This window comes from Streptomyces sp. NPDC102437, from assembly GCF_044765565.1.
GTDB lineage: Bacteria > Actinomycetota > Actinomycetes > Streptomycetales > Streptomycetaceae > Streptomyces.
The window spans coordinates 98,870-113,238 of the sequence record NZ_JBIWKI010000011.1 but is presented as its reverse complement, the minus strand read 5'-3'; the positions used below and the strand labels follow the sequence as shown (position 1 = coordinate 113,238).

Genomic DNA, 14,369 nt, shown 5'->3' with positions numbered 1-14,369 from the left:
GCGCATGATCACCCTCCCCGGACTGTCCCGATCCGCGCGCCTCCTCGTACGCGCTCTGTTCGTCGGCCTCCTCACCACGGCCTTCCTCGCGCCCTTCTACCTCATGCTCCGCAACGCGCTCATGGACTCGCAGAGCCTGACATCGCCGGAGTGGACGTGGTGGCCCTCGACGATGCACTTCGAGAACTTCACCGCTCTCTTCGCCGACCCCACCGTCTCCATGGGCAGGGCCCTCGGCAACTCCCTGCTCATCGCTGCCGTCACCGCGCCCGTCTCCACCCTTCTCGCCTCCGCCGCGGGCTACGCCCTGGCCCGGATCCCCGTCCCGGGACGCGGCGTGGTGCTCGCCCTGATCGTGGCCACCCTGATGATCCCCGGCTCGGTCACCTTCGTGCCGACGTTCGTCGTCGTCGGCTCCATGGGGGGTGTCAACACCCTGTGGGGCATCATCGTGCCCGGTCTCTTCAACCCGTTCGCGGTCCTGCTCTTCCGCAACTTCTACCTCCAGTTCCCCAGCGAGATCGAGGAGGCCGGCCGGCTCGACGGCCTCGGCTGGCTCGGCCTGTACCGCCGGGTCGCCCTGCCGAGTTCCGGAGCCATGCTGGCCTCGCTCGGTGCGCTGTCCTTCATCGACAGCTGGAACTCCTTTCTGTGGCCGCTGGTCATCGGACAGGACCCGTCCGCCTGGACCGCGCAGATCGCGCTGTCCACCTTCCTCACCTCGCAGACCATCAATCTGCCCGGACTCTTCGCCGGTGCCGTCGTCACCATCACGCCCCTGGTCGTCATGTTCCTCGTCGCCCAGCGGTACATCGTCGAAGGCATCGCCACCAGCGGCCTCAAGGGCTGACCCCACACCGCACCTCCCTGCACCACGCACAAGGCAGACGCACGCACCCCCACCCGTAAGGAGCCCCCGTGACACCCCGCTTCACCTTGCTCCGACGCGCGACCGCAGGCCTCGTCACCTCGTCCGCGCTCGTCCTCGCCACCCTCACCCCCCACACCGCCGCGGCGGACACGGGGACGGCGCCGCCCCCGGCCCTCACCGGCGCGCAACTCGCCGCCTCATGGACCGCCCCGCTGTCGACCCGGGACCGGTACGTCGTCGACGCCGACGGCGACCGGTTCAAGCTCAAGTCAGGAAACTGGGCCGGCGCGCAGGGCACCTGGCAGGGCAGCGGCGACGTAGGGGACGTCGCCAACCACCAGGCGAGGCAGATGTCGAACAACATTCCGCTCGGCCTGGACCGGAAGCCGATGGCCCAGATCCTGGCCGATTTCCACGCCCTGGGCCTCAACAGCATCCGGCTGCCCTTCGCCAATGCGCTGATCCACGACACGAGCGTCGTCCCGGACTCGGCCGTCGCCGCCAACCCGCAGCTCAAGGGCAAGACCCCGCTGCAGGTGCTCGACGCCGTCGTCGGGGCCCTGTCCACGGACGGCTTCGCCGTCATCCTCAACAACCACACCACCAGCTACCGCTTCTGCTGCGGCCTGGACGGCAACGAGCGCTGGAACAGCGGCCAGTCGACCCAGCAGTGGATCGACGACTGGGTGTTCCTGGCCAAGCGCTACCAGGCCGACAAGCGGGTCGTCGGAGCCGACCTGCGCAACGAGGTCCGCCGCGACACCTGGGACGATGCCAACTGGGGCTGGGGCGACGACCACGACCTCAACAAGGCACTGGAAGAGGCCGGCAACAAGATCCTGCAGGCCAACCCGGACATGCTCGTCATCATGGAGGGCATCAACTGGCAGGGAATACCCACCGATCTGACCCCCCACGGCCGCCCGACGCTCACCCCGGTCGCCACCCTGTCCAACACCCTGATCCGCTCCGACAAACTCGTCTACGCCGCCCACTTCTACGGCTACACGGGCCCGAACCACACCGGCGCCACCGGCACGGGCGAGACACACGACCCGCGCTACGAGGAGCTCACCCCCGCACAGCTCGCCCAGGTCGTCGACGACCAGGCCCTGTTCGTCACCCGGTCCGGCCAGCACTTCACCGCACCGGTGTGGATCAGCGAGTTCGGCGCCGCCGGGCGTGGAGAGACCGACGCCAAGGAACGCGCCTGGTTCACCAACTTCACCGACATCATGGTGAAGAACGACACCGACTTCGCCATCTGGCCCCTCGTCGGCTGGACCGACATGAACGGCACACCGCAGGACAACTGGGCCATGGTCAACTACAGCGCGAACGGCACCCGGCTCGGCGTCATGGACGCGGGCGACTGGCGCGCCACCGACTGGAACAAGCTCGTCAACGCCCCCGGCCGCACCGGCCGGGTCGCCCCGACGCCGCGTTGGAACATGCTCGACCTCGACCACGCCGACTACAACGTCTCCGCCACCATGCTCGCGAAGCCGGACTGGTCGCCGGGCAACCGCAAGGCCAACTGCCCGGACGGTCAGCGCGTGACCGGGATGGCCCGGAGCAGCAGCCGAGGACTGTGCACCGACGCCGGGCAGCCGGCGAAGGCGAGCGGCCCCTGGACCGTCGTAACCGACGAGCGGTACGTCACCGGCGGCGACTGGGCGAGCGGCTACAACAAGCTCCAGTGCCCCGGCAACACCTTCGCCGTCGGCTACAGCGTGAGCGGCAACGCCATGGCGGCCCTCCTGTGCGCACCCGCGACCGCCGCCCTTCCCACCACCGGCCGCGCCCTCTGGTTCGACGGCGGCGACAACCGGCCCGCCACCGGAGGCTCGAGGGCCAGCGACTGGGCACCGGGTTACTACAAGGGCCAGTGCCGCGACAACGAGTACCTCGCCGGCGTCGCCTACACCTGGAAGTGGAACCACGGCGGCGTACCCGACGCCCTGCTGTGCCGCCCGCTCGCCTGAGCCTCCCATCGACTTCAGGCCCATCAACGACCGACCTCCGAGCGATTCCGGCCGCCCGACTCCGGACGGCCGGCCCGGCCCGTACCGTCTCCCGGCCCGTACCGTCTGCGTGCCTTCCGCGTGTCAGGGCCCCTCCGTCCGGCACAGGCGCCGCCGACACGGACAGCCTGTACATTCCCGTACCCCTCACCCCGACCCCCGCCCAGGTCAGCAGGAGAGCCCCGTGCCCACCGAACTCCAAGCGGTCCTTTTCGACATGGACGGCACCATCGTCGACACCGAGCGACTCTGGCGACAGGCGGTCGAGGAGGAGGCCCTCGGTCTGGGACTCGTCCTCACGGACGCGGACCTCCCGTTCGTTCTCGGCCGGGCGGTCGAGGACTGCGCAGAGCACCTGGCCGCCCGCGCAGCCGGCCGCGTCCGGTCGGCGCAGCTCGGCGACTCCCTCGAACAGCGCTTCACGGAACTCGTACGCCGACAGGTCGCCCCCATGCCGGGGGCTGTCGAACTCGTCGCAGCGGTCCACGCCGCAGGGGTGCCGATGGCGCTGGTCTCCGCCTCGCCGAGGCCGGTGGTGAACACAGTCCTCGACGTCATCGGGCGGAACCGGTTCGTCACTTCCGTCGCCGCGGGGGAGACCCCCCGCACCAAGCCGTCTCCCGACCCGTACCGGGCGGCCCTGGCCACTCTCGGTGCCGCTCCGGCCCGCTGCGTCGCGGTCGAGGACTCCCCGGCCGGCGTTGCTTCCGCGGAGGCGGCCGACTGCGCGGTCCTGGCGGTGCCCTCGCTGACCGACATTCCCGTGGCACCGGGCAGGACGGTCGTGCGCACGCTGTCGGACGTGGATGTCGCCCTGCTCAGGGCGATGGTGGCGGGGCGATGACGCAAGGGTGGGTCCGGGCGGCAGGCGAGCGGGTCCTACTCCCCGAGCCGAGGATCGGTACAACGCACTGAGCGACCACTTCAAGAACCCTTTCCGGATGCCTGGCCCACGATCCAGTAGTCCGCCCACGCGAGACGCACCCGGGGTCGGACGGGGAGGGACTGCTCACGCGACGTATCCGGCCGCAGATGCCCGCGGCTGTCGGTTCGGTCGCACGACGGCCGTTGTATCAGCCACCGCGACGGGACGGTCGAGGAAGCGCTCTTCTCGGCGACTTGCCGATCCAACGGTCAGAGTTCCGCGTCGAGGACGGCCGGCCACGCCGTGCCTTCCACGCTCCCGTCGGGCCGGGGCAGCGCCATCTCCGCCCAGATGACCTTTCCTCGGGGGGGGTAACGGGTGCCCCAGCGCTCGGCCAGTTGTCCGACGAGGAACAGGCCGCGGCCCCCTTCGTCCATCGCGGCGGCATCGCACAGATGGGGCGAGGTGCTGCTGCCGTCGGCCACCTCACAGGTCAGGGTGCGATCGAGCAGCAGGCGTACGGTGACCGGTGCGGAGCCGTAGCGGATGGCGTTGGTGATCAACTCGCTGAGCACCAGTTCCGTGGCGAACACGAGCTCGGACAGACCCCAGTCGTCGAGCTTCTCGGCCACGACAGCACGCATTCCCGCCACGGCAGCGGGATCGAACGGTACGTCCCAGTCGGCGACACGGTCGGGCGGGATCGCCCGCGTCCGGGCGATGAGCAGTGCCACATCGTCCTTCGGCCGATCCGGCAGGAGCGCGTCGAGGACCGCCTGGCAGCTCTCCTCCGGCGACCGGTCGGGGTGGCACGCCAGGGTCTCACGCAGCAGCTCGATCCCCACGTCGATGTCCCGGGTGCGGTCCTCGATGAGCCCATCGGTGTAGAGGATGAACTGCGTGCCTTCCGCCACTTCCAGTTCCGCCGTCTCGAACGGCATACCGCCCAGGCCCAGGGGCGGGCCGGCCGGCAGGTCGGGGAACGACACACTGCCGTCGGGCCTGACCAGTGCGGGCAGGGGATGCCCCGCCCGAGCCATGGTGCAGTGGCGGGAGACGGGATCGTAGATCGCGTACAGGCAGGTGGCTCCGATGATCCCCGCGTCGGCACCGGACTCCGTCTCCTCCTGGTCGATGCGGCCGATCAGGTCGTCGAGGTGGCGGAGGATCTCGTCGGGTGGCAGATCGAGTGTGGAGAAGTTGTGCACGGCCGTGCGCAGCCGTCCCATGGTTGCGGCCGCGTGCAGGCCGTGGCCGACGACATCCCCGACGACCAGCGCCACCCGGCTGCCCGGGAGCGGGATCACGTCGAACCAGTCGCCGCTCACCCCGGAGAATGCGGGCAGGTAGCGATGAGCGACGTCGAGCGCGCTCTGTTCGGGCAGGGCCCGCGGGAGCAGGCTGCGTTGCAGAGTCATGGCCATGGCGTGCTCACGGGTGTAGCGGCGGGCGTTGTCGATGCTGACGGCCGCCCGTGCGACGAGTTCTTCGGCCAGGGACAGGTCGTCCTCCTCGAACGGCTGGGGCTTCTCGGAGCGCCAGAAGTTGGCCATGCCCAGGATGACGCCCCGTGCCTGGAGGGGCACCGTGATGAGCGAATGGATGCCGTAATCGACGATCCTCCGTGTTCGCTCCGGGTCCTGGGCGAGCCAGCCGGGAGCGTCGGACAGGTCGGGCACCAGCTCCGGTCGGCCTGAGGCGAAGGCCCCTGCCTGTGGCGTGGAGGGGAGAAAGCTGATCAGCTGACCGAGTTCGTACAGGGGATGGTCGTCCTGGATGCCGCATACAGCGGTGCGGCGCATGCCCGTTTCTGTGTCCGTACCGGTCGGCTCGTCCCCGTGGAGGACCGGTTCGGCCAGATCGACGGTTGCGAAGTCGGCGAGCCGGGGAACCGCGACCTCGGTCAGTTCCTCGGCCGTGCGCACCACATCGAGCGTGGTACCGATGCCGAGACCGGCGTCGTACAGCAGGCGCAGCCGCTCGCGGGCGTTCTCCGCCCTGCCGGACAGTGCCCGCAGCTCTGTGGAGTCACGCAAGGTCACGACTGTCCCCCGGGGCCCACCGCTGCGCCCCGTCGGCCGCTGGTTCACCGCGAGCAGTCGGCTCCCCACGAGGTGCACTTCGTCCGTGGCCGCGCGCCCCGAGTTCAGCAGCTCCACCATGCCGTGATCAAGGCTGGACAAGTCCGGGACGCGTCGTCCCTCGGCGTCGAGCGGCAGATCCAGCAGCCGTCTGGCCTCGTCGTTGGCCAGCAGCAGTCGACCGCCTACGCCGACGATGAGTACGCCTTCGCGCACGGCGTGCAGCACCGCGTCGTGATGCTCGTACATGCGATTCATCTCAGCAGGGCCCAGACGGTGGGTCTGCCGCCGCAGCCGCCCGGTCACCAGGGCCGTCCCGCTCGTGGCCACTCCGAGCGCAACCGCTCCTGCGCCGAGGATGATCGGCATCTGCCGGGCCACCACGCCGGTCACGCTCTTGATCTTCATGCCGGCAGCCACCAGGGCGACGACCTTCGCATGATCGTGTACGGGGACGACAGCCTGCACCTCGCGGCCGAGCGGGCCGTTGACTTTCTCGGTGTACACGTGTCCGGCCAGTGCCGGCGCGAGGGTGGCGACGGCCTTCTTCCCGATCAGCTCCGGACGGGGGTGCGTGTAGCGGATCCCGTTCGTGTCCATCACCACGATGAAGTCGACGCCCGCCGCCTTCCGCCCCGCCTCGGTGAGCGGCTGGAGCACCCTGGAAGGATCAGGAGACTTCAGAGCGGTCAGGAGGCCCGGTGAATGAGCGAAAGCCTGCGCGACGGCGACAGAGCGCTTTCTCGCCTCCGTACTGCTGTCGTGCCGGGCCTGCACTACGAGCGCCAGCACCGAAGCGGCCACTAGGAGGACGACCACGACCACCTGCAGGGCGAAGACCTGGCCTGCGAGGCTCCGGGGGTACTTGCCCGTGAGTGACCGCATTTGAGCGCTCCGGAATCGGCCGAAACGACTAACCCAGTGCCCTTTGTAACACCGTGAGGTCGAAGGTGCGTGCGGTCGGGGCTCGCTCGGAGGCGGTACCGCGCGGTGGCCCGACGACAATCCGGCAGCAGTGGAACAGGATCGGCGCCAGGACGGTACGGATACGGCGTGCGGCCGCGGTGCTCCGTTCCGCGGTGAGCGTTTGCCGTACCTGTCGGCCGGCGCGAGGCTGGGAACATGGTTGGTGTGCCGGCTTCGGAAGTGCTGACCGGGTGGGCCGTGGAGAGCCCTGGTCCGATCCAGGATGGCCCGCTGGTGCGTGTGAGGCGAGCGGTGGCCTCGCCGGGGCCGGGTGAATTGTTGCTGAGGGTGGAGGCGTGCGGTGTGTGCCGTACTGATCTGCACCTTGCCGAGGGCGACTTGCGCCCGCACCGGGCGTCGACCGTTCCGGGCCATGAGATCGTCGGCCGGGTGGCTGCCGTCGGCGAGTCCGTCACGGGGTTCCGGGTCGGTGACCGGGCCGGTGGGGCGTGGTTGCGCAGTACCTGCGGCCACTGCCGCTACTGCCGGGCCGGTCGCGAGAACCTCTGCCCGGCTTCCCTTTACACCGGCTGGGACTCGGACGGCGGGTTCGCCGACGTCGCTCTCGTACCGGCCGACTATGCCTACCGGCTTCCGGAGGATCAGGATGCCGTGCTGCTGGCGCCGCTGCTGTGCGCCGGGATCATCGGCTACCGCGCCCTGCGCCGCAGCGCCCTGCCACCGGGCGGCCGGCTCGGGGTCTACGGTTTCGGGGCCTCGGCGCATCTGGCGGCGCAGGTCGCCCTGGCCGAAGGAGCGAGGGTGCATGTGCTGACCCGTTCGGCCCGGGCCCGTGAACTCGCTGCCGGTCTGGGGGCCTCCTCCGTGGGCGGCGCCTACGACCGTCCGCCCGAGCCACTGGATTCGGCGATCCTGTTCGCGCCGGTCGGTGATCTGGTGCCCGTGGCGCTGGAGGCGCTGGACCGGTCGGGAACGCTCGCCGTCGCGGGCATCCACCTCACCGACATCCCCGTGCTCGATTACCGGCGCCACCTCTTCGAGGAGCGGAACCTGCGCAGCGTCACCTCCAACACCCGGCAGGACGGCCGTGACTTCCTGGATACGGCCGCACGGATCGGCATGCGGGTCACCGCCAGTCCGTATCCGCTGGGCCGCGCGGACCAGGCGCTGAGTGATCTGGCCGCCGACCGGGTCAACGGCGCCGCCGTCCTCGTCCCTGGGCCTCGTTCCCGGCCGAGGCCATGGGCCGATCGGTACCTCTCCGGCACGGCTGCTGGGCGGACAGGCATTCGAACCGGTCGAGGCGAATTCGATGAGCGGCCGGCGTGGCGCCGGCCGCTCATACAGAGACAGCCACCAGGAAGACTTCGCCGGACTGCCGGGCGCTGCGCCGGGGTGAGTCACGAAGAACCCGATGGGTCCCGCCGAGTGCATGCACGGGCCGAAGGCAACGGCCATGACCATCGCACGGAGATCACGCACGCCGATGCGACCCGCATCCCAGGGAACGAGACGCTGGAGGACACGGCGCGTTGCATGAGTGGGCAGAGCGATCACCATTGACGCCGGGGCCAACACGGATGAAGTTCTGCGGGCGATGGAGGAGCACAGGATCCGGCGACTGCCGGTCGTCGAGAACCATCGCCCGGTCGCACCTCACGGCCGCTGCCCGACGGCTGCGTGGCGGACGCCGAGGGTTGGACGTGTCCGGAGAACACAGGCCGGCCAACTGCGTCAGGAATCGATGGAGTCGTCGGCCGTCAGCCCGGAGCGTTGTGGATGCCGATGCGCGGTTCAGAGGAAGAGAGGCCCAGGTCGGCGCGTCGCCGCTCCTCGAGGAACTCGATGCACCGGGCCTGCTCGTCGGTGATCACATCGCACACCCAGTCCCAGTGCAGTGCCACCCGGTCGCCTGCGGAGAGACCGTCGAGCAGTGTCAGTCCACCGGCCGAGCAGCGTACGGTCTCCTCCTGCCACGCGCCGTCGGTCAGCCCCGCACCGTCCCAGCGCAGCGGGCGTGACCGCACGGTCGCGATGTCTCTGTCGGCGGCTAGGACCACTCCCGTACGGACGCGGCACCGGTCGAGCACGGACAGGGCGGTCGGATGGCCCATCGATCGCAGCATCGGGGCCCACGGATACACCTCGAACACCTGGAAGCTGTGATGGGCCAGGGCGCGCCGCCCGGCGTCGCGCCAGGTGCCGCCGAGCTGCCCCCGGAACCGGTCGGTCATGCGCTCCACCAGAGCGGCGGGATCGGCACGGTCCAGCAGTTCGTTGCCGATCCAGTACGCCTCGACCACCCGCACGTCCAGCGGGTCCGCCAGGCCGGCCGTCTCCGCGAGGAACTGGAGATAGCACCAGGCCCCCTCGAACTGCCGGGCGCGCCGCTCGATGTCGGCGGTCGCGTCACGGCGCAGGAGCCCCGCCGCGTCGGCCGGGCCGCAGTAGCCGAGCTCGTTGGGCGGATAGGCGTATCGGGCGAACAGCAGGGCACCCTCGGCACTCACTCAGCAGATCCTCGGTAGTTGTTCGCCGATCGGCAGCCCGATCACCCGGCTCCCGCCCAGCCCCGTCCTCGCCACGACCATCCCGGCGTGATCCGGAACGCAGCTGCCGATCCGGCAGGCGGACCTGCCCAGGGGATGGGCCCGCATGGCGGCCAGCACCCGGTCCGCGTCCTCGGCCGGGACGATCGCGATCAGTTTGCCCTCGTTGGCCACCTGGAGCGGGTCGAGCCCGAGCAGGCTGCACGCGTCGCGCACTGCGGACGGCACCGGAATCAGCCGCTCGACCAGTTCGATGCCCACGTCCGAGGCGCGGGCGATCTCGTTCAGCGAAGCCGAGACACCCCCGCGCGTGGGGTCCCGGAGCACATGGAGGTCGCTACCGGTGGCGAGCATGGCGGCGACCAGTCCGTGCAGCGCGGCGGTGTCGCTCTCCACCGGCGTACCGAATTCGAGGCCCTCCCGGCAGCTCATCACGGCCACACCGTGCACACCGATGTCGCCGCTGACGAGCACCGCGTCGCCGGGGAACGCCCGGCGGGCGTGGATGTCGACACCGGCAGCGATCACGCCGATACCCGAGGTGTTGAGGTAGACGCCGTCACCACTGCCGTGCTCCACGACTTTCGTGTCCCCGGTGACCAGGCGTACGCCGGCGTCCTCGGCGGCCCGGCCCACGGCCTGTGCGATCCGGCCGAGGTCGCTCAGCGCGGTGCCCTCCGCGAGGATGAAGGCGGTGGACAGGAACAGGGGCGTCGCCCCCGACATGGCCAGGTCGTTGACCGTGCCGTTCACCGCCAGGTCACCGATCGAACCGCCGGGGAAGAACATCGGCTTGACCACGAACGAGTCCGTGGAGAAGGCGAGGCGGGTGCCGGAGCCGACCGTCAGGACGGCCGAGTCCCCGAGGTCGGCGGCGGCCGCGTCACCGTACGCGGGCAGGAACAGGTGCTCGATCAGCTCACCGGACATCGCACCGCCGCCCCCGTGACCCATGACGACGGACGGGATGTCCCGCAGCGGGACCGGGCAGGCCCACCCCTCGAAGTCGAGCCCGGGCACGTCGTTCACCACGGCGGTCATGTCCTGCATCGCGTCAGTCACTTCGCATCGACCAGTTCCAGGCGGCGGTGGGTGTAGTACGCGGCACACGCGCCCTCGGACGAGACCATGGTCGCGCCGAGCGGATTCCGCGGCGTGCACTCCTTGCCGAACGCCTCGCACAGATGCGGTTTGATCAGCCCCTGAAGGACCTCGCCCGAACGGCAGAGCGACGACTCGGCGGTGTGGATGTCCGTCACGTCGAACCGCTGCTCAGCGTCGAACGCCCGGTACTTCCGGGAGAGTTGCCAGCCGCTGCGGGGAATCGCGCCGATGCCGCGCCAGGTCCGGTCGGTCACCTCGAACACATCGGCGAGCATCTCCATGGCGGGCACATTGCCCTCCTCGCGCACGGCCCTGGGGTAGGCGTTCTCCACTTCGTACCGGCCCGCCTCCAGCTGGACGACGGTCCGGCGGACCCCTTCGAGGATGTCCAGCGGCTCGAAGCCGGTCACCACGATCGGCACCTTGTACTTCCGGGCCAGCGCCGGGTACTCGGCCGTCCCCATCACACTGCATACGTGGCCTGCGGCGAGGAAAGCCTGCACCCGGCACGTCGAGGACTCCATGATCGCGGCGATCGCGGGCGGCACCAGCACATGGGACACCAGCAGGGAGAAGTTCCGCACCCCGAGCCGCTGGGCCTGATACACCGTCATGGCGTTCGCGGGGGCGGTGGTCTCGAACCCGATCCCGAAGAAGACGACTTCGCGGTCAGGGTTCTCCCGGGCGATCTTCAGCGCGTCGAGGGGCGAGTACACCACTCGTACGTCGCCGCCGGCGCTCCGGATGGAGAAGAGGTCCTGGCCGCTGCCGGGCACGCGCAGCATGTCGCCGAACGAGCAGAAGATGACGCCGGGGCGGGCGGCGATCGCCAGCGCCCGGTCGATGGTCTCCAGCGGGGTGACGCAGACCGGACACCCCGGCCCGTGGATCATCTCCACACCGGCCGGCAGCAGTTGGTCGATGCCATGCCGGATGATGGAGTGGGTCTGGCCGCCGCAGACCTCCATCAGGGCCCAGTTCCGCGTGGTGGCCGCGTGGATCTGGTCGATCAGTTTCTTCGCGAGATCGGGGTCACTGAACTCTTCGAGATACTTCACCGGCCGACTCCTTCGGGAGACGCACCCTGCTGGGCTGCGCGTTCGAAACCGTCTCCGAACTCCTCGGCCAGAATGCCGAGCCGCTCGAAGTCGGCAAGGGTGTCCAGCGCCGACCGTTCGTCGAGGCGCTGGATGGCGAAACCGACGTGCACGATGACGTATTCGCCGACGGTCGCATCGGGGATGTACTGGAGGCACACCTCCTTGCGCACCCCGCCGAAATCGACCTCGGCCATCACGGTGCCGTCGACTTCGGCGGTACTGAGGACACGCCCCGGAACAGCCAGACACATGGTCCCTCTCCTCTGTGGATCCCTCTTGAGGTACGTCGGTACGGTCGTGCGGCGGCGTCAGCCCGAGGCGGCGATCATGAGCTGACCGAGGGCGATCCCACCGTCGTTCGGGGGGAGCAGACGCGGCCGCAGGACGGTGAAGCCCCGCTCGGTCAGACGGCGTTGCGTCGCTTCGAGCAGTACGGCGTTCTGGAAGACGCCGCCGCCCAGCGCCACGGTGGAGAGTCCGGTGCGCGTGCGGCAGTAGTCGGCGAGGCGGGCGGTCAGAGCGGCGAGGGCAGTGTGGAAACGCACGGCGATCAGCTCGGCCGGAACGCCGGCCCGTACGTCGGACACCACGGCCCGGACGACGGGACCCGGATCCGCGACGGCGGGTTCCTCCCCTTTCCCGGGCCGGATACCGAAGCGGTAGCCGCCCTCCGCTGCCCCGGCACGGGCCAGCCCTTCCAGTTCCATCGCCGCCTCCGCCTCGTACGCCACCACGTGCCGGACGCCGGCCAGGGACGCGACCGCGTCGAAGAGCCGGCCCACGCCCGACGTGGGCACGCAGCCGAATCCGGTGGCGAACTGATGGGCCAGCACGTCGCGTTCGGCGGGCGGGCAGGCACGGATCGCGGGCATGTCGTCGTCCCAGGGGATGCCGGCCGCGTGCAGATGCGCGAGGGCCATCCGGTACGGCCGCAGCACGCTCGCGTCGCCCCCGGCCAGCGGTACGTAACCCAGGTGCGCGGCCCTGCTGAACGACGCGTAGCCGGCCACCAGGACCTCGCCGCCCCAGGCCGCCCCGTCGGCGCCGTGGCCGGTGCCGTCGAAGGCGACGCCGATCACTCGCTCGTCCGCGCCCATGCCGTGCTCCGCCATCACGGACGCGATGTGCGCGTGGTGGTGCTGCACGGTGCGCAGCGGCCGCCCGGCCGCGTGGGCGCGAGCCCAGTCGCCGGAGTGGTAGCCGGGGTGGCGGTCGGCCACCAGTCGGGTGGGCGCCACCCCGGTGAGGTTCTCCAGATGCTTCTCGGTCCGGGTCAGGGCGTCGACCGTGGACAGGTCGTCCATGTCGCCGATGTGCTGGCTCAGCCAGGCGCAGCGCCCCTCGGCCAGCGCACAGGTGTTCTTCAGGTCGGCTCCCACGGCGAGCGTCGGGGGCACGTCGAAGGGCAGCGCGATCGGTAGCGGGGCGTATCCGCGCGAGCGGCGCAGCGGCAGCTCGGCCCCGGCGGCCCAGCGGCTGACCGAGTCGTCGCACGGCACATGGATGCGCCGGTCGTGCCGCAGCCAGGCATCGACCAGCGGTGCCAGCACGGCCAGCGCGTCGCCGTCGTCGGTGACGATCGGCTCGCCCGACAGATTGGCCGACGTCATCACCAGTGCGTCCGGGCCCGGATCGTCGTCCCCGATACCGAAGAGCAGGACGTGCACCGGGGTGTACGGCAACAGCAGTCCGAGGTGGGGGCTGCCGGGTGCCACGGCGTCGGACACCCCGGCCCCGGGCCCGGCAGGGTGCCGGGGCAGGAGCACGATCGGGCGGCGGCCACCGGACAGGAGCTCCTCCTCGTCCGCCGTGACGGTCACCAGCCGCCGCGCGACGCCGAGGTCCGGCACCATCACCGCGAACGGCTTGCCACCGCGCCGCTTGCGCCGGCGCAGTTCGGCCACGGCCGCGTCGTCGCGGGCGTCGCACACCAGGTGGTAGCCGCCGAGTCCCTTGACCGCGATGATCCCGCCCTCGGCGAGGAGCTTGCGGGCCGTACGCAGAGCGTCCTCGTCACGGGACAGGGACACGCCTTCCCCGCCGACCAGTTCGAGCCGCGGTCCGCAGTCGGGGCAGGCGATCGGCTGGGCGTGGAAGCGCCGGTCGCGCGGGTCCTCGTACTCCGCTCGGCAGGCCCCGCACATCTCGAAGTCCGCCATCGTGGTGGCGGCCCGGTCGTACGGAAGGCCGGTGACGATCGTGAACCGGGGGCCGCAGTGCGTGCAGGTGATGAACGGGTGGCGGTAGCGCCGGTTCGACGGATCGCCCAGCTCCTCCAGGCAGTCCCGGCAGGTGGCGATGTCGGGCGAGACCAGCGTCCTGGCCCGGTCGGACGCGCTGGACCGCTCGATGGTGAAGCCCGTTCCGCCGCGGGTCGGCTGTTCGCTCGTGCGCACGTCCTCGACGACCGCGAGCGGTGGGGCGTCGGAGCGGAGACGGCGGCCGAACTCCTCCACGGCGCCGGCCGTCCCCTCGACCTCGGCGAGCACCCCGTCGCCGGTGTTCGTCACCGATCCCGTGAGCAGCAGCTCCGAGGCGGTGACATAGACGAAGGGCCGGAAGCCCACGCCCTGGACGACGCCGCGCACCTCGAATCTGCGCCGGATCCGCTGCTCCTGGCCGCGGCCCATCATCTCCAGTCCCGACAGGGCCTCCCGTGCCTTCGCCCGGTCGATGAGCTCGACGGCGAAGCCCATGTGGAGAAGCACCCAGTCGTCACGACCGGGCGCTTCGTCGAGCATGCCGATGTTGACGCGGCGCCTGGCGCCCTCCACGTCCACCAGAGCCAGCTGGCCCGCATACCCGTCCACGATCTCCACGACGCGGCCAGGAATGCCTAGGCACATGA

11 protein-coding genes are annotated in these 14,369 nt (G+C 70.4%); 5 read left to right on the top strand and 6 right to left on the bottom strand.

Annotated elements, in window-relative coordinates; genetic code table 11:
* Nucleotides 1-4 precede the first annotated feature (4 nt).
* From ACIRJP_RS16395 to ACIRJP_RS16385, 3 genes are all read left to right on the top strand, one after another.
* A complete protein-coding gene (locus ACIRJP_RS16395) occupies nucleotides 5-850 on the top strand; it encodes a carbohydrate ABC transporter permease (protein ID WP_404173715.1) in 846 nt (281 codons plus the stop codon).
* Between the two features lie 68 nt (nucleotides 851-918).
* Nucleotides 919-2,856 carry a glycoside hydrolase family 5 protein gene (locus ACIRJP_RS16390; RefSeq protein ID WP_404173712.1) on the top strand — a complete coding sequence of 646 codons (1,938 nt, stop codon included), beginning with the start codon at nucleotides 919-921 and terminating at the stop codon, nucleotides 2,854-2,856.
* A gap of 223 nt (nucleotides 2,857-3,079) precedes the next feature.
* Nucleotides 3,080-3,739 (top strand): HAD family hydrolase, encoded by a 660-nt coding sequence (locus ACIRJP_RS16385; RefSeq protein WP_404173709.1) that lies wholly within the window; start codon nucleotides 3,080-3,082, stop codon nucleotides 3,737-3,739.
* 290 nt (nucleotides 3,740-4,029) lie between these two features.
* On the opposite strand, the gene ACIRJP_RS16380 is transcribed toward ACIRJP_RS16385, so the two are convergent.
* The gene (locus tag ACIRJP_RS16380; protein WP_404173706.1) at nucleotides 4,030-6,726 is read right to left on the bottom strand and encodes a SpoIIE family protein phosphatase; all 2,697 of its coding nucleotides are present in this window, start codon (nucleotides 6,724-6,726) and stop codon (nucleotides 4,030-4,032) included.
* Between the two features lie 237 nt (nucleotides 6,727-6,963).
* Between ACIRJP_RS16380 and ACIRJP_RS16375 the strand changes: the two genes are divergently transcribed.
* Entirely contained in the window at nucleotides 6,964-8,331 is a 1,368-nt protein-coding gene (locus ACIRJP_RS16375; RefSeq protein ID WP_404173703.1) for a zinc-binding alcohol dehydrogenase family protein, read from the top strand.
* Nucleotides 8,332-8,365: 34 nt separating this feature from the next.
* On the top strand, nucleotides 8,366-8,638 hold the full coding sequence (locus ACIRJP_RS16370) for a hypothetical protein (RefSeq protein WP_404174062.1): 273 nt from the start codon (nucleotides 8,366-8,368) through the stop codon (nucleotides 8,636-8,638).
* Here ACIRJP_RS16370 and ACIRJP_RS16365 read toward each other — a convergent pair.
* From ACIRJP_RS16365 to hypF, 5 genes are read right to left on the bottom strand one after another with little or no spacing between them, the layout of a single operon-like run.
* Nucleotides 8,529-9,278: a DUF6390 family protein gene (locus ACIRJP_RS16365; RefSeq protein WP_404173700.1), complete on the bottom strand. Its 750-nt coding sequence runs from the start codon at nucleotides 9,276-9,278 to the stop codon at nucleotides 8,529-8,531. The two genes, ACIRJP_RS16370 and ACIRJP_RS16365, sit on opposite strands and share 110 nt — an antisense overlap.
* On the bottom strand, nucleotides 9,279-10,358 hold the full coding sequence (hypE, locus tag ACIRJP_RS16360; protein WP_404174059.1) for a hydrogenase expression/formation protein HypE: 1,080 nt from the start codon (nucleotides 10,356-10,358) through the stop codon (nucleotides 9,279-9,281).
* A 17-nt stretch (nucleotides 10,359-10,375) separates the two neighbouring features.
* Entirely contained in the window at nucleotides 10,376-11,479 is a 1,104-nt protein-coding gene (gene hypD, locus ACIRJP_RS16355) for a hydrogenase formation protein HypD (RefSeq protein ID WP_404173697.1), read from the bottom strand.
* The gene (locus tag ACIRJP_RS16350; RefSeq protein WP_266692350.1) at nucleotides 11,476-11,772 is read right to left on the bottom strand and encodes a HypC/HybG/HupF family hydrogenase formation chaperone; all 297 of its coding nucleotides are present in this window, start codon (nucleotides 11,770-11,772) and stop codon (nucleotides 11,476-11,478) included. The genes hypD and ACIRJP_RS16350 overlap by 4 nt, the downstream gene beginning before the upstream one ends.
* Nucleotides 11,773-11,829: 57 nt before the next feature.
* A complete protein-coding gene (gene hypF, locus ACIRJP_RS16345; RefSeq protein ID WP_404173694.1) occupies nucleotides 11,830-14,367 on the bottom strand; it encodes a carbamoyltransferase HypF in 2,538 nt (845 codons plus the stop codon).
* Nucleotides 14,368-14,369: the final 2 nt, after the last annotated feature.

Bases quoted from the DNA above. Each gene is read 5' to 3' on its own strand.
- hypE (WP_404174059.1), bottom strand. From the start codon at position 10,358: ATGACCGCCGTGGTGAACGACGTGCCCGGGCTCGACTTCGAGGGGTGG.
- ACIRJP_RS16395 (WP_404173715.1), top strand. From the start codon at position 5: ATGATCACCCTCCCCGGACTGTCCCGATCCGCGCGCCTCCTCGTACGC.
- ACIRJP_RS16380 (WP_404173706.1), bottom strand. From the start codon at position 6,726: ATGCGGTCACTCACGGGCAAGTACCCCCGGAGCCTCGCAGGCCAGGTC.
- ACIRJP_RS16350 (WP_266692350.1), bottom strand. From the start codon at position 11,772: ATGTGTCTGGCTGTTCCGGGGCGTGTCCTCAGTACCGCCGAAGTCGAC.
- ACIRJP_RS16370 (WP_404174062.1), top strand. From the start codon at position 8,366: ATGGAGGAGCACAGGATCCGGCGACTGCCGGTCGTCGAGAACCATCGC.
- ACIRJP_RS16375 (WP_404173703.1), top strand. From the start codon at position 6,964: ATGGTTGGTGTGCCGGCTTCGGAAGTGCTGACCGGGTGGGCCGTGGAG.
- hypF (WP_404173694.1), bottom strand. From the start codon at position 14,367: ATGTGCCTAGGCATTCCTGGCCGCGTCGTGGAGATCGTGGACGGGTAT.